This is a genomic window from Cupriavidus sp. TMH.W2, from assembly GCF_050847365.1.
Taxonomy (GTDB): Bacteria; Pseudomonadota; Gammaproteobacteria; order Burkholderiales; family Burkholderiaceae; genus Cupriavidus.
In genome coordinates this window covers 2,413,575-2,435,210 of the sequence record NZ_CP193793.1, presented here as the reverse complement: position 1 = coordinate 2,435,210, position 21,636 = coordinate 2,413,575, and the positions used below count along the sequence as shown (strand labels likewise).

Annotated in this window: 20 protein-coding genes and 2 pseudogenes; 12 read left to right on the top strand and 10 right to left on the bottom strand. The window is 68.4% G+C overall.

Going from position 1 to position 21,636, the window contains the following annotated elements; genetic code table 11:
- Positions 1 to 115 precede the first annotated feature (115 nt).
- The gene (locus ACREYQ_RS28420; protein WP_432261295.1) at positions 116 to 523 is read right to left on the bottom strand and encodes a hypothetical protein; all 408 of its coding nucleotides are present in this window, start codon (positions 521 to 523) and stop codon (positions 116 to 118) included.
- 182 nt (positions 524 to 705) lie between these two features.
- Between ACREYQ_RS28420 and ACREYQ_RS28415 the strand changes: the two genes are divergently transcribed.
- From ACREYQ_RS28415 to ACREYQ_RS28405, 3 genes and pseudogenes are all read left to right on the top strand, one after another.
- Entirely contained in the window at positions 706 to 1,086 is a 381-nt protein-coding gene (locus ACREYQ_RS28415; protein ID WP_432261294.1) for a c-type cytochrome, read from the top strand.
- Positions 1,087 to 1,231: 145 nt separating this feature from the next.
- Positions 1,232 to 1,504: pseudogene (locus ACREYQ_RS28410) on the top strand (RidA family protein); the annotation flags it as partial.
- Positions 1,505 to 1,624: 120 nt separating this feature from the next.
- Positions 1,625 to 2,152, top strand: coding sequence for a hypothetical protein (locus ACREYQ_RS28405; RefSeq protein ID WP_432261293.1), 528 nt, complete (start codon positions 1,625 to 1,627; stop codon positions 2,150 to 2,152).
- A 40-nt stretch (positions 2,153 to 2,192) separates the two neighbouring features.
- Here the strand turns inward: ACREYQ_RS28405 and ACREYQ_RS28400 are convergent, their stop codons facing one another.
- The 3 genes from ACREYQ_RS28400 to ACREYQ_RS28390 all read right to left on the bottom strand — a co-directional run bounded on the left by ACREYQ_RS28400 (position 2,193) and on the right by ACREYQ_RS28390 (position 5,309).
- Complete coding sequence (locus ACREYQ_RS28400) at positions 2,193 to 2,579, bottom strand: nuclear transport factor 2 family protein (protein ID WP_432261292.1); 387 nt, start codon at positions 2,577 to 2,579, stop codon at positions 2,193 to 2,195.
- A 193-nt stretch (positions 2,580 to 2,772) separates the two neighbouring features.
- Positions 2,773 to 3,762 (bottom strand): Bug family tripartite tricarboxylate transporter substrate binding protein, encoded by a 990-nt coding sequence (locus ACREYQ_RS28395; RefSeq protein WP_432261291.1) that lies wholly within the window; start codon positions 3,760 to 3,762, stop codon positions 2,773 to 2,775.
- Between the two features lie 80 nt (positions 3,763 to 3,842).
- Entirely contained in the window at positions 3,843 to 5,309 is a 1,467-nt protein-coding gene (locus ACREYQ_RS28390) for an amidase (RefSeq protein ID WP_432261290.1), read from the bottom strand.
- 119 nt (positions 5,310 to 5,428) lie between these two features.
- Between ACREYQ_RS28390 and ACREYQ_RS28385 the strand changes: the two genes are divergently transcribed.
- A complete protein-coding gene (locus ACREYQ_RS28385; RefSeq protein WP_432261289.1) occupies positions 5,429 to 6,367 on the top strand; it encodes a LysR substrate-binding domain-containing protein in 939 nt (312 codons plus the stop codon).
- Positions 6,368 to 6,400: 33 nt separating this feature from the next.
- On the opposite strand, the gene ACREYQ_RS28380 is transcribed toward ACREYQ_RS28385, so the two are convergent.
- Positions 6,401 to 7,381, bottom strand: coding sequence for a BON domain-containing protein (locus ACREYQ_RS28380; RefSeq protein WP_432261288.1), 981 nt, complete (start codon positions 7,379 to 7,381; stop codon positions 6,401 to 6,403).
- 698 nt (positions 7,382 to 8,079) lie between these two features.
- Here ACREYQ_RS28380 and ACREYQ_RS28375 point away from each other — a divergent pair.
- The 3 genes from ACREYQ_RS28375 (at position 8,080) to ACREYQ_RS28365 (ending at position 12,552) form a co-directional block, all read left to right on the top strand.
- On the top strand, positions 8,080 to 8,754 hold the full coding sequence (locus tag ACREYQ_RS28375) for a response regulator (protein WP_432261287.1): 675 nt from the start codon (positions 8,080 to 8,082) through the stop codon (positions 8,752 to 8,754).
- A gap of 9 nt (positions 8,755 to 8,763) precedes the next feature.
- The gene (locus ACREYQ_RS28370) at positions 8,764 to 10,647 is read left to right on the top strand and encodes an ATP-binding protein (protein WP_432261286.1); all 1,884 of its coding nucleotides are present in this window, start codon (positions 8,764 to 8,766) and stop codon (positions 10,645 to 10,647) included.
- Between the two features lie 519 nt (positions 10,648 to 11,166).
- Positions 11,167 to 12,552, top strand: coding sequence for an MFS transporter (locus ACREYQ_RS28365; protein WP_432261285.1), 1,386 nt, complete (start codon positions 11,167 to 11,169; stop codon positions 12,550 to 12,552).
- On the opposite strand, the gene ACREYQ_RS28360 is transcribed toward ACREYQ_RS28365, so the two are convergent.
- Entirely contained in the window at positions 12,527 to 13,489 is a 963-nt protein-coding gene (locus tag ACREYQ_RS28360) for a LysR substrate-binding domain-containing protein (protein WP_432261284.1), read from the bottom strand. The two genes, ACREYQ_RS28365 and ACREYQ_RS28360, sit on opposite strands and share 26 nt — an antisense overlap.
- A 96-nt stretch (positions 13,490 to 13,585) precedes the next feature.
- On the opposite strand from ACREYQ_RS28360, the gene pcaH reads away from it, so the two are divergent.
- The 4 genes from pcaH (at position 13,586) to pcaD (ending at position 17,567) form a co-directional block, all read left to right on the top strand.
- Positions 13,586 to 14,287 carry a protocatechuate 3,4-dioxygenase subunit beta gene (gene pcaH, locus ACREYQ_RS28355; protein ID WP_432261283.1) on the top strand — a complete coding sequence of 234 codons (702 nt, stop codon included), beginning with the start codon at positions 13,586 to 13,588 and terminating at the stop codon, positions 14,285 to 14,287.
- A 4-nt stretch (positions 14,288 to 14,291) separates the two neighbouring features.
- A complete protein-coding gene (gene pcaG / locus ACREYQ_RS28350; RefSeq protein ID WP_432261282.1) occupies positions 14,292 to 14,861 on the top strand; it encodes a protocatechuate 3,4-dioxygenase subunit alpha in 570 nt (189 codons plus the stop codon).
- Positions 14,862 to 14,968: 107 nt separating this feature from the next.
- A complete protein-coding gene (locus ACREYQ_RS28345) occupies positions 14,969 to 16,327 on the top strand; it encodes a 3-carboxy-cis,cis-muconate cycloisomerase (protein WP_432262678.1) in 1,359 nt (452 codons plus the stop codon).
- Positions 16,328 to 16,391: 64 nt separating this feature from the next.
- Positions 16,392 to 17,567, top strand: coding sequence for a 3-oxoadipate enol-lactonase (gene pcaD, locus ACREYQ_RS28340; protein WP_432261281.1), 1,176 nt, complete (start codon positions 16,392 to 16,394; stop codon positions 17,565 to 17,567).
- A 4-nt stretch (positions 17,568 to 17,571) separates the two neighbouring features.
- On the opposite strand, the gene ACREYQ_RS28335 is transcribed toward pcaD, so the two are convergent.
- On the bottom strand, positions 17,572 to 18,480 hold the full coding sequence (locus ACREYQ_RS28335; RefSeq protein ID WP_432261280.1) for a helix-turn-helix domain-containing protein: 909 nt from the start codon (positions 18,478 to 18,480) through the stop codon (positions 17,572 to 17,574).
- Between the two features lie 126 nt (positions 18,481 to 18,606).
- Here ACREYQ_RS28335 and pobA point away from each other — a divergent pair, with 126 nt between their 5' ends.
- On the top strand, positions 18,607 to 19,776 hold the full coding sequence (pobA, locus tag ACREYQ_RS28330; protein WP_432261279.1) for a 4-hydroxybenzoate 3-monooxygenase: 1,170 nt from the start codon (positions 18,607 to 18,609) through the stop codon (positions 19,774 to 19,776).
- Positions 19,777 to 19,836: 60 nt separating this feature from the next.
- Here pobA and ACREYQ_RS28325 read toward each other — a convergent pair.
- The 3 genes and pseudogenes from ACREYQ_RS28325 to narJ form a co-directional block, all read right to left on the bottom strand.
- Positions 19,837 to 20,088 (bottom strand): annotated as a pseudogene (locus tag ACREYQ_RS28325) (aconitase family protein); the annotation flags it as partial.
- Positions 20,085 to 20,768: a respiratory nitrate reductase subunit gamma gene (narI, locus tag ACREYQ_RS28320; RefSeq protein WP_432261278.1), complete on the bottom strand. Its 684-nt coding sequence runs from the start codon at positions 20,766 to 20,768 to the stop codon at positions 20,085 to 20,087. The gene narI and the pseudogene ACREYQ_RS28325, both read right to left, overlap by 4 nt.
- Positions 20,769 to 20,966: 198 nt before the next feature.
- A complete protein-coding gene (narJ, locus tag ACREYQ_RS28315) occupies positions 20,967 to 21,632 on the bottom strand; it encodes a nitrate reductase molybdenum cofactor assembly chaperone (protein ID WP_432261277.1) in 666 nt (221 codons plus the stop codon).
- Positions 21,633 to 21,636 lie beyond the last annotated feature (4 nt).

The window sequence follows — 21,636 nt, the reverse complement described above, 5'->3', positions numbered from 1 at the left end:
CGGGGCCCCCGCCCGGATCTGGAAATTGCCGACAGGGTAGCCTGACTGGAAAATCCTTGCTGGCGGGCGCCCCGGCCATGGCCGGGGCGCCCGCCCATGACGTCAGTTCCGGCGATCAGTCCCAGCGGCGTCCTTGCCCGCGGCCTTGGTCGTCACGGTCGCCGTGACGGTACGCCCATTCACGCTCGCGCCAGTCGCGGCGGTTGTCGTGGTAGCTGTCGCGGTCATAGCCGCGGTAGTAGTCCCGACGATAGCCGCGGTCATAGTCGTAGCGTACCGGCACCGGTGCCACCATCACCGGGCGAGGGGCCACCACCACCGGGGGCGGCGCATAGGCAACCGGCGCAGGCGCATACACGGGCGCGGGCGCATAGACCGGGGCCGGACGGTAGACCGGCGCGGGCTGGGCCACCATCACGCCCGGCACGCCGATGCCGATATCGATATTCACGCCGGCGTAAGCCCCGGCGCTGGCCACCAGCATTGCACCGCCTGCTACCGCCATTGCGATGATTCGTTTCATGGTTGCCTCCCAAGGGGCGTTGGACATGGCCTCACTGTAGGGGGCGGGCTTGTAATATGGGTCGCGCGAAGTGTTGCAAGTGTGACGTGGTGTAACCCTGCTGCAGGGCGGGGGGGACGTTCTGGCTACGCCTGTATCATGCAACCCCGTTGCCGATAGCGCTTTCCTTCCTTAGCTGCTCCATGCGCCGTACCGTCTTTGTTCCGCTGGCTCTGACCGTCTTCACCGCTATTCCCGGCGCAGCCACTGCCGCCGCCGATATCCAGGCCGGCAAGGCGGTATTTGCCACACGTTGCGCGTCGTGTCACCACGTCGGCCGCAACGCGCGGGCCGGGTTCGGGCCGCAGCTCAACGGCATCTTCGGCCGTGCCGCGGCTGGTACCGCCGATTTTCAGTATTCGGAGGCGATGCGGGCGTCGAAGGTGGTGTGGTCGCAGGACACGCTGCGGGCCTTCATTCATTCGCCCGGGAAGGTAGTGCCTGGGACCAGGATGCGGTTCTGGGGGCTTGGTGATGATCAGCAGATCACTGATCTGCTGGGTTACCTGCAGACATTTCAGTAAGCGGGAAATTGGGGGCTAGGCTCTTGGCATGCGTGGGCTGTTTCGCCGGCGTAGCCGGCGGGGCTCCTGCTCGTTGGTCTGGTTATGTCGGTCGGGTTTAATGTTGTCATAGGTTTTACCGCCTGGTTCCGCCCTGCTGGGCGGGGATTTTCCGCGCCAGGTGGCGCGCGCCGTGCAGAACCTGCGCATCGCGCTGGATGCTGCCGGTGCTGACGTGGGTGATGTGGCCACGCTCACGGTGCTGGTGGTCGACCACTCGCACGACCGCCTGCGCACCTTCGGCGCGGCGTTGCGCGAGATGTGGGCAGACAAGCCGATGCCGGCCTGCACGCTGATCCCGGTGCCGCGGCTCGCGCTGGACAACATGTTGATCGAGATCGAGATCGAGATCGAGGCGACGGCGGTGTTGCCGGCCTGAACGCATGCACCGCTTGCGCATTCCCGCAAGTTGCGGTTACGTTACGTCCGGTGTCGCGCAGCCACTGTGCGACGCCGCTAACGATGCCGGTGACCGGGCATGTCCATACGGGAGAGCAAGATGAGCAAGTTGACCAGCGTAGTCAGGCACGGTTTGGTCGAGATGCTGCCGCCGACGCTGTATTTCTTTGTCGCGCTTCACGTGGTGGTGATCGTGCGGGCGCTGATGACGCATGGCGCGGGTATCACGCTGGGGACGGCGGCCACGGTCACGGTGGCCGCGCTGGTGCTGGGCAAGTCGGTGCTGGTTGCCAATATGCTGCCCTTTATCAACCGCTTCCCGGAAAAACCGCTGGTCTGGAACGTCGCGTGGAAGGCGCTGATCTACAACCTGGTGGCCCTGGCCGTGCATTATGCCGAGCGCCTGCATGAATTCTGGCAGGAAGCGCCGGGTCTGGCGGCTGCCAACAATGCGCTGCTCGCGCATATCAACTGGGCGCACTACTGGGCCATCCAGCTGCTGGTGCTGATGCTGGTGCTCAACTACTGCGTGATCGCGGAGGTTGCGCGCGTGGTCGGGCGCGAGCGCATGAAGGCCATGTTCTTCGGGCCGATGTCGCAGGCAGGGTTGCCTGCTGCCGCACAGTAAGTCCGGGCTGCGGCGCTTGGCCGCAGCGGCCGTCCTGCTGTCAGCGCGGTGCGGCGCTGAAGGTCTTGTTGACGATCTTCCAGACGCCTTCGATCTCCAGCAGCGTCATGTAGTCGGTGAAGGTCACGCCCGGATACTCCAGCACCACTTTGGCCACGCCGGCATTGCCGGCCACGTCGAACTGCGTAATAAAGCGCTTGCGCTGCGCCTCATCCGCCGCGGGGTGGCCGGGGCAGCGCGCCGAGGCAAAATCCTCAACCGTCAGCGAGTGCAGCTTGCCGTCGCGGAACGAGACGATGCGCGCGTCGGCGGCAAACGCCTTGTGCATAAACTCGGCCTTGCCGGTGATATGGCCCTGCAGGTAATCCTCGATCGGCGCGAGCGCTGCCACGTGGCGGGACGTCAGGCCCGTTTCTGAATACGTCATGGTCTGCTCCAAAACTTGGGGGGCGGCACTGGGGTGCCACCCCATGCCGCAGCGTTGAAAGCGCTGATTGTATTCCAGTTTTGTATGCAAAAGAATGTGGGTGCCGGCGCTCAGGCGGATGTGGCGATGCGTCCACGCAGCCGACGGTGCGCCGGATCGCGATGCACGCGTTCCGGCAGGCGCCCCGGTGCACTCACTCGGCGCGAATATCCGCCCGCGCCGCCACCGCGCGCATCTCGGGCAGTTCCTTCTCCACCCGCGCCTTCACTGCCGCGCCATTGCCGTAGGCCGGCGTGAGCGCCAGTTCAACCATGCGTGCCTTGGTGGCCGGCGCGTTGGCCACTTCGGCCAGCGCCTTTTCCAGCTTCAGCTGGACCGGCGCGGGCAGTCCTGCCGGCGCCAGCAGCGCGAACCAGGTGCCCATCTGGAAGCCGGGATAGCCGCTCTCCGCGACCGTCGGCACTTGCGGCAACGCCGGCAGGCGCTGCGGCGACAGCACGGCCACCGGCCGGATCTTGCCGCCCTTGATCAGTGGCAGGGTGGCCACCACGGTGTCGACCGCGACCGGCACCTGGCCGCCGGCCAGCGCGGTCAGGCTGGGGGCGCTGCCGTTGAAGGGCACGTGGACCATTTGGATGCCGGTGGCCGACTTGAGCATCTCCGCGCCGAAATGCACCGAGGAACCGGCGCCGAACGAGCCGTAGGAGAACTTGTCTGGATGGGCCCTGGCCTGCGTCACCAGGTCCTTGAGCGAGGTGATCTGCGTGTCAGGGTTGGCCACCAGCACCAGGCTCATGTCGGCGATCAGGCCCAGCGGGGTGAAGCTCTTGACGGGGTCGTAGCCCAGGTGCTGCCGGATCGCCGGGTTCAGCGTCAGCGTGGTGCTGGCCGCCAGCAGCAGCGTGTAGCCGTCGGGCGCGGCCCTGGCCACCTGGGTGGCGCCGACCACGGTGCTGGCGCCGGGCTTGTTTTCGACTACCATCGACTGGCCGAGCTTTTCGCCAAGGCCGACGGCCAGCAGGCGGCCGAGCACGTCAGTGGCGCCGCCCGCGGCGAAGGGCACCACCAGCCGGATCGGGCGGTCCGGCCAGGATTGCGCCTGCACGGCGGCGGGCGCTGTGGACAGCACCGCGGTCAGTGCGGCGGCGCAGGCGAGAAACAGCTTCGGGGGCATTGCGGTCATCGTTGGCACTCCTGCCGGCAGTTGTAGGGATGGAAGGCAATCGGAAGCAATACGAAGCGGAGCCAGGACCAGCCGAAGGCTCAACCGAGCCAGGGGCTGCGCACGCGCGAGAAGCCGCCGGCCTGGTCGTAGGCCTGGCCAAGCTGCAGCACCGCGGCGTCGGCCTGCGCCGGGCCGATGATCTGGATGCCGGCGGGCAGGCCCTGCCGGCCGAAGCCGGCCGGCGCGGCCAGCGCCGGCAGCCCGGCCATGGTGGCCGGCACCACCGCCTGCATCCAGCGGTGGTAGGTGTCCATGTCGCGGCCGTCGATGGCGTGTGGCCAGTCCCAGCCGGCATCGAACGGGAACACCTGCGCGGCCGGCAGCACCAGGTAATCGAAGTCCTCGAACAGCACGCGCAGCGCCTGGTACCACGCGCTGCGCTCGCTCATGGCCTCGTACACGCGCGTGCCCGGCAGCGCCAGTCCGCGCTCGATTTCCCAGGCCGCCTCAGGCTTGAGCAGCGCGCGCGTGGCCGGGTCGTGGTAGAGCGCGGCATTGGCGCCGGCCACGGAAAAGCTGCGCAGGTCGATCCACGCGCGCCACAGGCGTTCCAGGTCGAATTCGGGCAGCGCCGCGTCGACGATGCAGCCGAGCTTGCGCAGGTGCGCGAGCGCCTGCACGCAGGTATCGAGCACGCCGGCCTCGGTCGGCAGGTGGCCGCCCAGGTCGCCGAGCCAGCCGATGCGCACGCCGGTCCAGTCGCGTTCGGGCGGCAGCGTGAAGGTGCCGGGCGCTTCGGTGCGGCGCGTCAGCGGCAGGCGCGCGTCAAAGCCTGCCTGCACCGACAGCAGCAGGGCCAGGTCCGGCACGTTGCGCGCCATCGGACCGGCCACGCTGAACTGCTGGAAGAAGACCTCGTCGCCCGGGCCGTGCGGCACGCAGCCGACCGAGGTGCGCAGGCCATAGACGTGGTTGAACGCCGCGGGCGTGCGCAGCGACCCCATCATGTCCGAGCCATCCGCCACCGGCAGCATGTGCAGCGCCACGGCCACCGCGGCGCCGCCGCTGCTGCCGCCGGCGGAGCGCGCCGGGTCGAAGGCGTTGCGGGTGGTGCCGTAGACCGGGTTGTAGGTGTGGCCGCCGAGGCCGAACTCCGGCGAGTTGGTGCGCCCGACGAAGATGGCGCCGCCGGCGCGCATGCGCTCGAAGATCACGGCGTCGGCGTTGCTGACCTGCCCGGCGAAGATCGGCGAGCCCCTGGTGGTGATCATGCCGGCGGCCGGGCTGATGTCCTTGGGCGCCTGCGGAAAGCCGTGCAGCGGGCCGCGGCTGGCGCCGCGCGCCAGTTCCGCGTCGAGCCCGGCTGCCTGCGCGCGCAGGGTGTCGCGGTCAACCGGGGCGACGATGGCATTGACGCGCGGGTTGTGGCGGTCGATCTGGGCAAGGAAGGCATCGAGCACTTCCACGCACGAGACCTCGCGCGTATGGATGGCGCGCGACAGGGCGACGGCATCGAGTTCGGCGATGGGATTGGTGACGGGATCGGGGGTCTGGTCAGGCGCCATGGCTCGGGTGTCTCCTGTTGTGTCCGGGAAAAGCATACGGGCGGCGCGGGCTTTCCCGCAATCGATGAATTTTTCAAATATCCTTGCGTAAAACGCAAACCAGCCGCCCGGAGCCGCCCATGCTGTCGCATCGCCTGCAGGACACCTCGTTGCGTTATTTCCTGGAGGTCGTGCGCAGCGGCTCGCTGACCGAGGCGGCGCAGCGGCTCAATGTCACCGTGTCGGCGGTGAGCCGCCAGGTCGGCGCGCTCGAGGCCTTGCTTGGGGTGCCGCTGTTCGACCGCCGACCGCGCGGCATGGTGGCCAGCGCCGCGGGCGAGTTGCTGGCGGCCCATGCGCTGCGCGGGGCCCTGGAGGCCGACCGCGTGGTGTCCGAGATCGCCGCGCTGCAGGGCCTGCGCCGCGGCCGGGTGCGCGTGGCCAGCTCGGCCGGGTTTGCGATCGAGTTCCTGCCGCGCATCATTGCCGAGTTCCGCCAGCGCTATCCAGGCCTGCAATTCCACGTGCGCGTGGCGCCGCCGGCGGAAGTCACCGGCATCGTGCTGCATGGCGATGCGGATATCGGCATCACCTACAGCCGCGCCGCCGAGCAGGGTATCCGCGTCGAACACCGGCAGCCGGCGCCGGTGATCGCCATCATGCGCCCGGACCATCCGCTGGCGCGCTTTCGCAGTGTCACGCTGGCGCAGATGCAGCCCTACCCGATGGCGCTGCCCGAGGGCGACAACACCGTGCGCCAGCTGTTCGACCTGGCCTGCGGCGAACGCGGCATCGTGTTCGAGCCGGTGCTGGTGACCAACCATTTCGAGACGCTGACCAGCTTTGTGCTGCACGGCGGCGGGCTGTCGATTTCCGGCACCGTCACGGTGGGCGACCGCCTGCGCCGCGGCGAGCTGCATGCCGCATCGATCCGCGAGCGCGGCATGAGTCGCCGCGCGATCGAGCTGCAGACGCTGGCCGGCCGCACGTTGCCTGAGAGCGTGCGGGCCTTCCTGGGGTTTATCCGCGAAAAGCTGGCGGCGGAGGTGAGCGTCGCGGTGGGTTCAGGAGCAATCTGAAGGCCGGCGGAGGTGATCCGCCGGCCGACGGCCTTATGCACGCCAGGTACTGCCGGTGGTGTCGCTGGCAAAGCCGCCAGTGGTTCCTCTGGCCGGGCCGCTTTCGCTGTCGCGGCGCACGCGGATGTCGTTGTTGACCTCCTTGACGCCATACGTGCTGTCGGCCATGTCCTCGATGTAGTACTTCTGGCCGCGGTCGCGCACGGTGCCGGTCAGCGACACCACGCCGGCGCTGACATCGACGCTGACGTCGCTGACGTCAACGCCGCGCGCATAGCTCAGCCGCTCGCAGATCTGGTCGCGGATGCGCTCGTCGCTGCGCTGGTAGCCGCGCGGACCGGTGTTGCGCCATTCGTGCTCGTCCGGGGCCCCGAACCAGTCGCCGACCACTTCGCCGATGCGGCGGCCCAGGTTGTAGAGCACGCCGTGCTCGCCTTCGCGCTCGTCATCGGTTTCCCAGCCGCGCCGCTGCGCATATTCCCGGTACGCCGGGCTGTGGCGCCGGGCTTCATACTCCTGGCCCTCATCCCATTCGTCGCGCGGTTCGACCCAGTAGCGTCGGTCGCTGCGCAGGTCGCTGAAGTAGCTGTCGTGGCCCTGCGTGCGGGGCGATCCGCGCGACCGGCCACGCAGTTCGCGCGGTTCCCGCGCGCGCTCGGCGCTCTGGCGCCACTGGCGTTCGGCGTATTCATCGTCGCGCTTCCATGTCCGGGGGGCGCGCCATTCGCCGGCGCGTTCCCAGCCGTAGCCGCCATTGAGGCCATAGCGCAGGTTGCTGCCGTAACGCTCATCGCCGGGACGGTCCGGATAGCGGCCGGCGCCGTACTGCTCGTTGAATTCCCGGGCCGGGCGGGCGGGATCGCCATAGCGGGTCTGGCCGGGCATCATTTGCTGGCGCCGCTGATGCGCTTGCCAGCGCTCACGCTCCGATTCCGGTTGCCAGTCATCGTCGTCCCATGCCTGGCGGCGTTGGCGCGCGTCGCGCGCATTGCGCACATCGTAGTAGTAGCCCATGCTGGTTTCCTGACAAAGTGAGTAACGCCATGTGCGGAAGCCGGCGCAGAAGGCGCGCGCCAACCGCTGGCGGGTATTCAGGAAGGGGCAAGATTCGTACCCTGCGCAGGGCGCCTTGGGAGAAGCCCTGGCCGGCACACGGCAGCGCGGCGTCCGTGCAATGGTTTCAGAGCTTGTAAGGGATGCAGCCTTGGCCGCCGGAATGTACCGCCGTGTCCACCGGTGTCGGGGCCAGCGTGTGGCCAAGCGGCACGGGAGTCGTGTCGGACCAGGGTAAGGCAGGGGTGAACGGCGGGGCCGCACGCAGCCATCCCGGCAGCCAGGCGCAGCGCGGCCGTTGCCGGGATGGCGCCTGTCGGCTTCCCCCTGCTCCCCGTTTTCCCGTTGCCTGTCTTGTCGCCCGCGTGGCTGACCGCGCCGGGGCGGGCGAAAAGAAAGGCTGTTTTGTCGCGATCATAGGGGCAGGCCAGGTTCGGCGCCTCCCCAGAATATGGGATGGGCAACGGGGCGCGGCCGTGCGATGGGTAAGGGGCGGCGGCGTTTACCCTGAAGGGGCCGCGTGGCCGTCCCATGCGCGGGCGGATATGTCAGAATCCGCCGGCGTGCCCGGCGCAATGTGCAATAAGGCGGGCAGCGAGACTGGCTGCACAGTGGGTCGCAAAATCGGCCGCAAAGCGGCATGGCTCGGGAACACAGGCATGACAAACACAACAAGAGTCCTGATCGTCGAAGACGACCCCGCGGCGCTGAGCCGGCTGGTGCAGGCGGTCGAGATGCATGCGCCGGGCGCCGCCGTATCCGGCAGCGCCGCCACCGCGGCGCAGGCGCTGGCCTGGCTGGCGCGGCAACAGCCCGATGTGCTGCTGTGCGACCTCGGCCTGCCGGACGGCAGCGGCATCGACGTGATCCGCGACGCGCGCGAGCGCTATCCCGCCTGCGACTGCATGGTGGTCACGGTGTTCGGCGACGACCAGCACGTGCTCGCCAGCATCGAGGCGGGCGCCATCGGCTACCTGCTCAAGGACGAAACCACGGACCGCATCGCCGCTTCCATCGGCGAACTGCGCGCGGGCGGCTCGCCGATGAGCCCGCTGATCGCGCGCCAGGTGGTGAACCGGCTGCGCGGCGCGCCGGCCGAGCCTGTCACGCGCGATGCCGCGGCCACCGGCGCGGTGGTGCTGTCGGTGCGCGAGAACGAGATCCTGGACCTGATCTCGCGCGGCTACACCTACGCCGAAACGGCCCGCTACCTGGGGCTGAGCGTGCATACCGTGCAATCGCACATCAAGAACATCTACGGCAAGCTGGCGGTGCGCTCGCGCGGCGAGGCCGTGTTCGAGGCGGCCAAGCTGGGCCTGCTCAAGTCCTTGTGAGCGCGCGCCGTGCCGCTCGGGTCGCACCGCCTGCGCACTGTGCTTGCCGCGCTGCTGGCCTGGGCCTGCCTGCTGCTGTGCGGCATGGCGGCGGCGGACACGGTGGAGCTGACCGCGGCCACGCGCTCGGCCACGCTGACCGACGGCACGGTGCTGCCGGCGCAACCGCTGACGCTGCCCGACTACTGGGACCGGGTGATGCCGGGCAAGTCCGGCATCGTGGTCTACGAACTGCGCTTTGACCGCAACTGGCCCGCGGCGGACCCCGGGGGGCTGTTCGTGCCATGGGCCGGCGGCAGCTACGAGGTGCGGCTCAATGGCGTGCTGATCGCCGCCGGCGGGCGCCTGGACGCACCGTCGTCGGCGCTGGCCAAGCGGCCCTACTACGTGGCCATGCCGCCCGAGCTGGCGAGCACGCAAGGCAACGCGCTGCGCATCACCGTCGCGGGCCACGCCTATGCGCGCACGGGCCTGCTGCCGGTGACGGTGGGCCCGGCCGCCGAAGTGCGCGCGCAGTACGACCAGGCTTTTCGCCTGCGGGTGGTCGGCCCGTTGATCGCAGCGGTGCTCAGCGCCGTGCTGGGCGGCCTTGCGCTGTTGATCTGGTGGCGGCAGCGCGATCCGCTGTTCGGCCTGTACGGGCTGGCCGAGGTTGCCTGGAGCGTGCGGCTGCTTGACTACTTTGTCGATGACCTGCCAATTCCCGCGGAACTGCGCGGCTATATCGTCGCCGCCGCGCGCGAGGTGTTCCTCGGCGCCATCGCCCGCTTCTGCCTGCTGGTGATCCGCGTGCCGTGGCGCTGGCTGCATCGCACGCTGAATGCCTACCTGTGGCTGGCGCTGCCGGTGATTGCGCCGGTGGCCGCCATGTCAAGCCACCCGCTGCTCTTCCCGCTGAGCTGGCTGGTCAAGGTGGGCATCGTCCTGACCGTGGCCGGCGCGATGGTCTGGGGCGCACTGCGCCGGCCCAGCCGCGAGGCGACGCTGCTGGCCGCCACGGTGGGCGTGTCGGCGGTGCTGTTCCTCGCGGACTGGATCAAGGTCTGGCTGACCGGCGACTACTACTGGATCCATTCCATGACGCGCTATGTGTCGGTGCCGTTCAGCGTGGTGATGGCGTGGATGCTGGCGGAGCGCTATACCAGCGCCGTGCAGAGCCTGCGGAACGCCAACCAGGTGCTGACCGAGCGCGTCGCGCAGCGCGAGGCACAGCTGCGCGCGGCCTTTGCGCGCACGCAGAAGATCGCCGCCGAGGAGACCGCGCTGCGCGAGCGCGGGCGCATCCTGCGCGACATGCACGACGGCCTGGGCAGCCAGCTTGTCACCACCTTGTCGATGCTGGAGTCCGGCAAGGCCAGCAGCCCGGAGATCGCCACGCAGGTGCGGCATGCGCTGGACTCGCTCAAGCTCTCTATTGACGCCATGCAGGACACCGGCGGCGACCTGGCGGCGGTGCTGGGCAACCTGCGCTACCGCCTGGGGCCGCGCATCGCCGATGCCGGCCTCGACATCCACTGGGAGGTCCAACGCCTGCCCACGCTGCCGCATTTCACCGCGCGCAATGTGCAGGAGCTGCAGTATCTGCTGCTCGAAGCCATCACCAACGTGATGCAGCACGCGGGCGCGCATTCCCTTACCGTGACCGCGCAGGCGGACATGGCCGCGCAGGTGATCCGGATCACGCTGGCCGACGACGGCCGCGGCTTCGACACCGAGGCCACGCGCGGCGGGCGTGGGCTGCGCAATATGCAGGTGCGCGCGTCGGTGATCGGCGGGCGGCTGCTGATCCGCTCGGCACCGGGCAGCACGGCGCTGACGGTGGAGATTCCGCTGGCACCGGCAGACGCGGATGAGCTGGGTGCTGACGGCGAAGGGATCGCGCCCGCCGGGTAAACAGGAATTTCGAGGAAGACCTGAAGCTGTCATGCCCGGCTGGCTTCCAGGCCGATATCCTGGCGCTGAATGCGGCGGTTGGCGCAGCGCGCCAAGGCTGATGCGGTGCATGAAGCACGTTCCGTCATTCGCGCAGATCTGGTCTGCACTCTAGGTGGCAAGTTTGGGAATGTAAATTGACGATTGGCACGCCTTGCATGAAATTTTCTTATCAGTCTTGGCTTCTTGCGGTTACTGATTGTCTTTAATTCCAATAATGTTATGTTATGCGATATTAAATACCAAAAAAATGGTATTTAATATTCTATGATTCTTGAAAATTGTTATTTTATGGGTGAATATCACCTTCGAGAGTCGCCGGCACTTTCCCTTTTCCCGCCGGGTTAACGCTAATTCTGTGCCGCAATCCCCTTTGCCTAAGATGCGTTCAATAAGAGAACGTGAGTTCGCTAATAGAACAATATTGCGCGGGATGCCTGCCAGACAGGCCGTGCGATTTCCAGGCAAACGGAGACAACAGTGCCCCAATCCACGCAGACCAAGGGTGGCATCACAGATGTCCAGGCCCTCATCGACGGACAGCGGTTCACCGGCTATCAATGGCTCATTCTCATCCTGTGCTTCCTGATCGTTGCCATTGACGGCTTCGATACCGCGGCAATGGGCTATATCGCGCCGGCGCTGGTGCAGGACTGGGGCATAGAGAAAGCGGCGCTCGGGCCGGTCATGAGCGCGGCCCTGTTCGGGCTGGCTTTCGGCGCGATCTTTGCCGGACCGCTGGCCGACCGCGTCGGCCGCAAGAAGGTGCTGGTGCTGTCGGTCTTCTTCTTCGGGGCGTGCAGCCTGGCCACGGCCTTTGCCCCCACGCTCGGCTGGCTGACGGCGCTGCGTTTCCTGACCGGGCTGGGCCTGGGGGCCGCCATGCCGAATGCCGTGACGCTGACCTCAGAGTTCGCGCCGCAACGCCGCCGTGCCGTGCTGGTGAACACCATGTTCTGCGGGTTTCCGCTGGGATCCGCGGCGGGCGGGTTTGTCGCCGCCGCCATGATTCCGCACTTCGGCTGGCATAGCGTGCTGCTGCTCGGCGGCGTCCTGCCGCTGGCGCTGGCGGTGCTGCTCATCGTCCTGTTGCCGGAATCGGTACGCTACATGGTGCTGCGCAGCTACCCGCCGGGCCAGATCCGCAAGGTACTGCAGCGCGTGACCGGCGCAGACCTGGGCCAGGCCGACGCCTTCGTCATCGGCGAAGCCGCGCCCGCGGCCCGGTCCGCCATCGGCACGGTGCTGGCGCCCGGCTTTCGCCTGGGCTCCGCGATGCTGTGGTGCACCTATTTCATGGGCCTGGTCATCTTCTACCTGCTGACCAGCTGGATGCCCACGCTGATGAAGGATGCCGGATTCTCGATCCAGCACGCCTCATTCCTGACCGCGCTCTTTCCGCTGGGCGGCGGCATCGGCACCATCGCCGCCGGCTGGTTCATGGACCGCTTCAATCCGAACAAGGTCATCGCCATCACCTATGCCGCTACCGGGTTGCTGATCTACGCCGTGGGCCATGGCACCGGCAGCCAGGTGCTGCTGGGTGTGCTGATCTTCCTCGCCGGCACCGCCATGAACGGCGCGCAGTCCTCGATGCCGTCACTGGCCGCGGCCTTCTATCCGACGCAGGGCCGGGCCACCGGCGTTGCCTGGATGCTTGGCTTCGGACGCTTCGGCGGGATCACCGGGGCCTTGCTTGGCGCCGAACTGCTGCGCCAGCATCTTGGCTTCGACACCATCTTTACGCTGCTGGCCGTGCCGGCGTTCCTGGCCGCGGGCGCGCTGCTGGTGAAGCATTTCAGCAGCGCGCCCGCGGCCGCCACCGGCCCTTCGGCCGGCGTCAGGGAGAGCGTGGCAGGCCACTAGGCTGCGCGGCCGTGCGGATGCAGTGCGCCAGCGCCTCCGCCATCGGGGTCAGCGTGCGGTCGCTGTGCCGCAGCAGGCCGACCGGCTCTTCGGTGCCCTGGGTGTCGATCGCCAGCAGCACCAGGTCGCCTTCGGACTCCGCGCGCCTGGCCGCGGACAGCGGTGCTGCCCACACACTGTCGCTTTGCCGGGCCAGCAGCCGGCCCAGATAGGCATCCGAGGTCTCCACGCAGCCATCCGGCAACGGCAGGCCGTGCCGGGCCAAGAGGCTTTCAGTGTTGTGGCGGGGAATCGAGCCTGCGGCCGGAATCACCAGCGGCCACGCCAGCGCGTCAACCAGCGTCGGCCGCGACAGGGCCGCCAGGGGATGGCCGGCGCGGACGGCGAAGGCCAGCGAGTCCGGTCCCAGGGACTCGAACCAGAGGCCTTCCATCGCCACCGGGTCGTCCATGCGCCCGATCACGAGGTCCAGCACGTCCGCCTTGAGCTGGTCGATGAGGTTGCGGTTCATGCCGGTCTGGACCGCAACGCCGACCCCGGGATGCGCGGCGCGGAAACGCAGCAGGGCATCGGTCAGCACCGCCGGCACGATGCTGGGCAGCGCGCCCAGCCGGATACGCTCCTGCGGCAACGCTTGCGCGCCGGCCATGCTGTCTGCGGCCGCGTCGATATCGGCCAGGATGCGCAGCGCGTGGCGCAGGAAGCGCGTGCCTGCCGTGGTCAGTTCGGTGCCCGCCCGCCGCCGCACCAGCAGGCGCGTGCCGGCCAGTTCCTCCAGTTCGGTCAGGGTCTTGGACACGGCAGGCTGGGTCAGGCCCAGGCGGTCGGCGGCGCGGCCCAGGTGCTGCGTCTGCGACACGGCGACAAAGCAGTAGAGATGCCGCAGCCGCACGCGGTTGCGGAAGATTTCCAGCGCGGGTGGCGACGATGCGTGCATGCTAAAAATTCATGATAAATAGCGGAGATCTCAATTTACATGAATTTATTTGCCACCTAAAGTGGATCCATTCCAAAACGACAAGGAGACTGCGCGATGACCCGTCTTGCCCAGTACCGCCGTCCCTACTGGGACACCCAGCCCGAATACCGGTTTGATCCCTATGCTTCCACCCAGAAGCGCTCGCCCGGCCAGCCGCTGATCGCGCTGCCGCAATCGCTGTCTGAAGTCACCGGCCCGGCCTTCGGCCCGGAGTTCGTACGCGAAGGCGATAACGACCTGACCGTGGGCAATGGCGGCGAGCCGATCGGTGAACGCATTCTTGTGACCGGCCGCGTGCTCGACGAGAACGGACGCCCGGTGCCGAACACGCTGGTCGAAGTCTGGCAGGCCAACGCCGCAGGGCGCTACCTGCACAAGCGCGACCAGCACGACGCCCCGCTCGACCCGCATTTCTCGGGCGAAGGCCGCACTGTGACGGACGCCAACGGGTACTACCGGTTCAAGACCATCAAGCCCGGTGCCTATCCCTGGCGCAATCACCACAACGCCTGGCGGCCGCAGCATATCCACTTCTCGCTGTTCGGCAATGCCTACGCCACGCGGCTGGTGACGCAGATGTATTTCCCCGGCGATCCCCTGCTGCCGTTCGACCCCATCTTCAACTGCGTGCCGGACGAGAAAGCGCGCAACCGCCTGATCGCCGCCTTCGACTGGGAGAGCACCCAGCCGGAATACGCGCTCGGCTACCGTTTCGATATCGTGCTGCGTGGCCGCGATGCCACGCCGATGGAGTAAGACCATGCTCTATGCCACCGCATCCCAGACCGTCGGGCCTTACCTGCATATCGGCCTCGATGCACTGAACTGCGCCGACCTGACCGCCGGCGCCCCGCAACTGGCCGGCCAGCGCATCGTGATCGAAGGCCGCGTGACCGATGGCGACGGCCAGCCAGTGCCCGACGGCATGGTCGAGATCTGGCAGGCCAACCCTGCCGGACGCTACCGCCATGCCGAAGACACCCGCGAACTGCCGCTGGTGCCCGGCTTTACCGGCTTCGGCCGTGTGCCGACCGAGGCCGACGGCTCATTCCGCTTTGTCACCGTCAAGCCGGGCGCCGTGCCGGGCCCGGACGGCCGGCCGCAGGCGCCCCACATCATGGTGTCGGTGTTTATGCGCGGCCTGGTCAAGCATGTCGCCACGCGCATGTACTTCCCGGATGAAGCGGCGGCCAATGCCGCCGACGGCGTGCTGGCGCTGGTTCCCGCCGAGCGCCGTGGCACGCTGATCGCCAGCGACGCCGGCAACGGCACGCTGCGCTGGAATGTCGCGCTGCAGGGGCAGGGCGAAACGGTGTTCTTCGATATCTGACGAGCCCGCCGCCGGCAACAGACGCATAATCGGGTGGCCGTCGACGTCACGGCCACCCACGCTACCCATCGCCCCCAATGCCAACCGCAACGCGTCTCACCGATCCCATGTCCGGCAGCCCGGCTGTGCTGGAGATCTTCTCCGACGCCGGCACGGTGCAGCGCATGCTTGCCGTGGAGGCCGCGCTGGCGCGTGCCGAAGCCGACAGCGGCGTGATCCCTGCCGCGGCCGCCGCGGTCATCTCCGACGTCTGCCGCGACACCGCCATCATTGACCGCGACGCCCTCGCGCAGGCCGCGGTCGCCGCCGGCAACCTTGCCATTCCGTTCGTCAGGCAACTGACCGCCGCCGTGGCCGCACGCGACGCCGAGGCGGCGCGCTTTGTCCACTGGGGCGCCACCAGCCAGGACATCATCGACACCGCACTGGTGCTCCAGACCGGCGACGCGCTGCGCGCGCTGGATGGCGACCTGGTGCGCCTGGGCGACGCCTGCGCCGCGCTGGCCACGGCGCATCGGACCACGCCGATGGTCGCGCGCACCTGGCTCCAGCATGCGCTGCCGGCCAGCTTTGGCCTGAAGGCGGCGGGCTGGCTCGATGCGCTGCGCCGCGATCTCGGCCGCCTCGATGCCACCCGCGCCCAGGCCCGTGCGCTGCAGTTCGGCGGCGCCGCCGGCACGCTCGCCAGCCTTGGCGATGCCGCGCCCGCTGTGACCGCCGCGCTGGCCCGCGAACTGGACCTGGCCGCGCCGGTGCTGCCGTGGCACGCACATCGCGACCGCATGGCCGAGGTCGCCGCCACGCTGGGCATGCTGACCGGCACGCTCGGCAAGATGGCGCGCGATATCTCGCTGATGATGCAGACCGAGGTCGCGGAAGTGGCTGAGCCCTCGGCTCCGGGCCGCGGCGGCTCCAGCACCATGCCGCACAAGCGCAATCCGGTCGGCTGCGCGGCGGTGCTGACGGCCGCGCTGCGCGTGCCGCCGCTGGTGGCGACGATGCTGTCGGGCATGGTGCAGGAACACGAGCGCGCCCTGGGCGGCTGGCAGGCCGAATGGGACACACTGCCGCAGATCGTGACGCTGGCCGCCGGCGCGTTGCGCCAGATGGGCGAGGTCGTGGCGGGGCTGCAGGTGGATGCGGCGCGCATGCGTGCCAACCTCGGCCTTACACATGGCCTGATCCTCGGCGAGGCGGCAATGCTCGAACTTGGCGGCAGGATCGGCCGGCTGCCGGCGCACCATCTGGTGGAACGCGCCTCGCAGCGTGCGGTGGCCGAAGGCACCAGCCTGCGCGACGCACTCGCCCGCACGCTGCAGCAAGACCCGGCGCATGCCGGCCTGCTCGATGACGCCGCGCTGGACCGGCTTGCCGACCCCGCCAACTATGCGGGCCAGTCAGCGGCGTTTGCGGACGCTGCCGTGCAGGCGTGGCAATCCGCACTGGCGGCGCGCCGTTCACCCTGAACCCGGAACCACCAAGACAAGACGCGCCGGCCACGCCGCCGCCCGCGTTCCCAAGGAGACTGCATTGCCCTACCTCGACCACGCCGGCGCCCGGCTCTTCTACACCGTCGACGGCCCTGAGGCCGCGCCGGCCATCGTCTTCTCGAACTCGCTCGGCACCGACCACACCATGTGGGAGCCGCAGGCTGCCGTGCTGGCCGGACGCTATCGCGTGGTGCGCTACGACACGCGCGGCCACGGCCGCTCGACCGCGCCGGGCGATGCCTTTACCGTGGCGCAGCTCGGGCAGGACGTCATCGCCATCCTGGATGCGCTGGGGATCGGGCAGGCGGTGTTCTGTGGCCTGTCGATGGGCGGGCTCACGGGGATGTGGCTGGGCCTTCATGCGCCGCAGCGGTTCTCGCATATCGTGCTGGCCAATACCGCCGCGAAGATCGGCAATGCCGACGGCTGGAATGCCCGCATCGACACGGTACGGCGCGAAGGCATGGCCGTGATGGTCGCGCCCTCGGTCGAACGCTGGTTCACGCCGGGGTTTGCCGCCACCGCGGACCGCGCGCTTGACGGCTTGCGCCAAGTGCTGGCCGGGCTCGATCCGCACGGCTATGCCGCCAGCTGCGCGGCCGTGCGCGACGCCGATTTTCGCGAGTCGGTCGCTTCGATAACGGTGCCCGTGCTGGTCATCGCCGGCAGCCAGGACCCGTCGACCTCTGCGCAGGAAGGCCGCGCGCTGGCCGGCGCGATTCCCGGCGCGCGCTATGTCGAACTGCCCGCTGCGCATATCTCCAGCTTCGAGCAGCCCGGCCGCTTCACGGCGGCACTGCTGGATTTCGTGCGCGGCCGGCTGCCAGTGAGCGACGATCATGCGCGCTACGATGCCGGCCTTGCCGTGCGGCGCGAGGTGCTCGGCAGCGCGCACGTCGACCGTTCGCTCGCGCGGCTGACGCCGCTCAATGAGGAATTCCAGAACCTCATCACGCGCTATGCCTGGGGTGAGATCTGGACGCGCGAAGGCCTGCCGCGGCACACGCGCAGCCTGCTGACCATCGCCATGATGGTGGCGCTGAACCGCCCGGAGGAACTGAAGCTGCATCTGCGCGCCGCCGCCAACAACGGCGTGACGCGCGACGAGATCAAGGAGGTGTTGCTGCAGACCGCAATCTATTGCGGCGTGCCGGCGGCGAACTCGGCATTTCACCTGGCCGAAGAGGTGTTCGCCGGGATGGACCAGGCAGGCTGACCGCTTACCCCGCCGCATCCGCGGGCGGCGGCATGGCAAATGCCGGCAGCCGCGCGCGCCCCGACTGCCGGAATTCAGTCGGCGCCTGTCCTACCAGCCGCGCGAAGAAGCGCGAGAAGTAGGCGGCGTCGGCGAACCCGAGCGACAGCGCGATGTGCTTGACCTCCAGGTCGCTGAACAGCAAGTCGCGCTGCGCCTCGGCCAGCACGCGCGCATGGATCATCTGCAGCGCCGACTGCCCGCACGCCTGGCGGCACACGCGGTTGAGCTGCGTGGGCGTGATGCCGATGGCGCCGGCATAGTGCGTGATTTCCTTCTGCTCACGATAGGCTGACTCGAGCATCTGCTGAAAGTGCTGGAAGTGCCGCGCGGGCCGGCTGTTGCTGCGTGCCGCGGCCGGCGCGGCGGCATTGGCCAGCCGCGCGATGCCGATCAGCAGCAGCGTCAGCAATGCCGACAGCGACGCCCCCCGCCAGGCGGACACGGTTTCGATCTCGCCGCGAATGAGCGCCAGCGTATCGGCCAGCGCGTGGCCCCGGCGCACGCGGTCGTGGCGCGGGTGGGCGAACAGCGGCAGCGCATCCGGCACCCCGGCCAGCAGCGTGCGCAGGTGGCTGTCGGTCATGGTCACGACCACGCCGTCGGTGTCCGGCCTGAAGACGAAGCCGTGGATGTGCCGTGGCGGCATCGTCACCAGCGAACCGCTGCGCAGCGGTTCGCGCCGCTCCTCCAGCAGGGCTTCGCCAGCGCCCGCGTGAATGTACAGAATTTGCAGGAAGCGCTCGTGCCGGTGTGGCTTGATCTCCCATCCGTGCAGGCGGCTGCGCGCGGCAATGGACTCGAAATGCAGCTGGTTCGACAGCGGTTCCGAGGAATTGGTGCCATACAGCGAGTACGTCGGGACAGGTCTCACGGTGGCTTCGGTGTTTACCAGCGATGTTCCGATTGTCCTGTCATTGGTTCGATCTGTCCATTCCTTGGCGGGCCTTCGGCGACTATCTTTAGCAGCAGAAGACGGATACCCACAAGGAGACAAGACATGCGCACCCAGGTTGCCATCATCGGCGCCGGCCCGGCCGGCCTGCTGCTCGGCCAGTTGCTGACACGCGCCGGCATCGACAACATCATCATCGAACAACGCAGTCCCGAGTATGTGCTCGGCCGCATCCGCGCGGGCATCCTGGAGAGCGTCACCGTCGACGCGCTGGAACGCGCGGGCGTGGCCGGGCGGCTGCATGCGCAAGGGCTGGTCCACCATGGCATCGCACTGTCGTATGGCGGGCAGCGCCACCATATCGACCTGCATGGGCTGATCGGCCGCAGCGTCACGGTGTACGGCCAGACCGAGGTCACGCACGACCTGATGGACGCGCGCCGCGCCGACGGCACTCCCACCATCTATGAAGCGCAGGACGTCAGCGTGCACGGCTTCGACGGCACCACGCCGTCGGTCCGCTATCGCAAGGATGGCGCCGTGCATGAGGTTGCCTGCGACTATATCGCCGGCTGCGACGGCTTTCACGGCATCTGCCGCGAGAGCGTGCCGGCGGCGTCGCGGCAGCTGTTCGAGCGGGTGTATCCGTTCGGCTGGCTGGGGCTGCTGTCCGAGACGCCGCCCGTTGCCGATGAGCTGGTCTACGCCGGCCATGAGCGCGGCTTCGCGCTGTGCAGCATGCGTTCGCGCCACCGCAGCCGCTACTACGTGCAGGTGGCGTCGAGCGAGCGCGTGGAAGACTGGTCCGACGAGCGCTTCTGGCAGGAACTGCGCAGCCGGCTCGATCCGCAGACGGCGAGCGCGCTGGTGACCGGACCCAGCATCGAGAAGAGCATTGCCCCGCTGCGCAGCTTTGTGTGCGAGCCGATGCGATTTGGCCGGCTGTTCCTGGCGGGCGACGCGGCGCATATCGTGCCGCCTACCGGGGCCAAGGGGTTGAATCTGGCGGCCAGCGATGTGCTGACGCTCTCTGAAGGCTTTGAAGCCCATTACCGCCATGCCGATGCCAGCGGCCTCGATGGCTATTCCGCGCGTTGCCTGCGGCGCGTGTGGAAGGCTGAGCGGTTCTCGTGGTGGATGACTTCGCTGCTGCACAGGTTCCCGGATGCGGATGCGTTCTCATTGCGGATGCAGCAGGCGGAGCTGGACTATCTGGTGGGGTCGGAAGCCGCGTCGCGGGTGTTGGCGGAGAACTATGTGGGGTTGCCGTATTGAGCGGTCTGCCAGCAAGCGAGACGCGTGCGGCATCGCCGCGCCACGACGCCTGCATCGCCTCGGGCTGGTGCCCCAGGTGACGTAGGGTTCGGTCTCGCTCGCATCGAACACGTAGTCCGTGTCGAACACGGCGTCCGCATCGCTGTGCAGCGTGGCCCAGTAGCCGAGCGCGGCGTCGCGCTGCGGGCCTCCGATATCCACCGCGCGGCGCAGCACACAGTCGGTGGCGGCCGCATCCGGCGCGATCAGCGCGCCGCGCGCCGCGGTTTCCACGGTCATGTTGCAGAGCGTGAAGCGGGCTTCGATGCTCAGCGGCTGCGCACCAGTTGCCAGGCACGGCCGAGGTAGCCGACCGAAGCGAAGCCGCTCCACACATGCACCAGCCGCGTGAACGGGAAGATCGCGAACAGCGTGATGCCCATGAACAGGTGCGCCTTGAACAGCAGCGGCGCATCCGCGACATAGCTGGCGGCGTCGCCGCGCAGCGTGACGACGTGCTGCGCCCAGGTCATCAGCTGCACCATCATGTGGCCGTCCATGTGGCCGGCGGATTCGAAGATGGTGGACAGGCCCAGCAGCAGCGTCGCCAGCAGCCACAGCAGCAGCACCTTGTCGCCGGTGCGGGTTACCGCCGACACGCGCGCGTTGGTCAGGCGGCGGTGCAGCAGGATCAGCAGTCCGGCCAGGCACATGGTGCCCATCACGCCGCCGGCGGCCATCGCCACGGCCTGCTTGAAGCCGTGCGAGACGCCCAGCGCATTCCATACCGCCACCGGCGTCAGCAGGCCGGCCAGGTGCCCGAAGAACAGGCCCAGGATGCCGACGTGGAACAGGATGTTGCCGGTGCGCAGGTTGCCGCGGTACAGCAGCTGCGAGCTGTCGCTCTTCCAGGTGTACTGCTCGCGCTCGAAGCGCGCCAGGCTGCCGAACAGGAAGATGGCGGCAGCGATGTACGGGTAGATGCCGAAGAGGAGTTGGTGGATCGTTGCCATGGTGTTTGCTCTGTAAGAGGATTAGGCGCAAAGTTGCCTCGGTGTCCGTCTATGCCAACTGTGTTCCCTCGCCCCTCAGGGGAGAGGGCAGGGTGAGGGGTGGTTTAAGCACAGGCGCTTCGTGGAGGCTCCCGCCCTTACACCCGCCGCTCTCCCGCAAGCGGGAGAAGGGAGAACACAGCGGGTTCGTCAGGCATCTCAGCAAGCCACAGGTGCCTGCGCCTTGCCACGCGGATAGAACTTCACCGCCTGCGGCCCCGTCTGCGGCGCCAGCAGCGGCTCCACGCCATCGGCCCCGGGCCCGAAGGTCTCCAGCGCCTCGTCCATGTCGCGCCCCGGCGGCTCCTGTTGTTGCTGCGGTTGCACGTCGGTCAGCGTGCGCAGCACGGCGAACACGCCGGCGTACGGGCTTTGATTGCGCGCCAGGCGCTCGCCGATGGCCGCGAGCACATGGATCGCCTCGCCCAGCAACTGCTCGGCGCGCGCTGCCTTGCCGTCGGCCGCCAGCGCGCCGAGGAACTCCAGGAACAGCGGCACGTAGTCGGGCAACTCGGACGCCGCCGGCTCAAAGCCTTCGCGCCGGTACTCGTCGATCAGGTCGACCATGGCCTGGCCGCGGTCGCGGCTTTCGCCGTGCACATGCTCGAACAGGTGCAGCGAGTGCGCCGGGTTGCGGTCGAAGGTGGCTACGTAGTTCTCCTGCAGCGCGATCAGCGATTCGCGGCGCAGCAGGCCGGTGACGGGCGCGAGCAGGTCGCGCGCCTGCGGCCATTCGGCCAGCGCGGCGCCGATCTCGGGCAGGGCGTCCAGCAGATCCTGCCCGGGATAGCCAAGCAGGGCGCTGAGGATGGGATAGAGGGGCATGGTC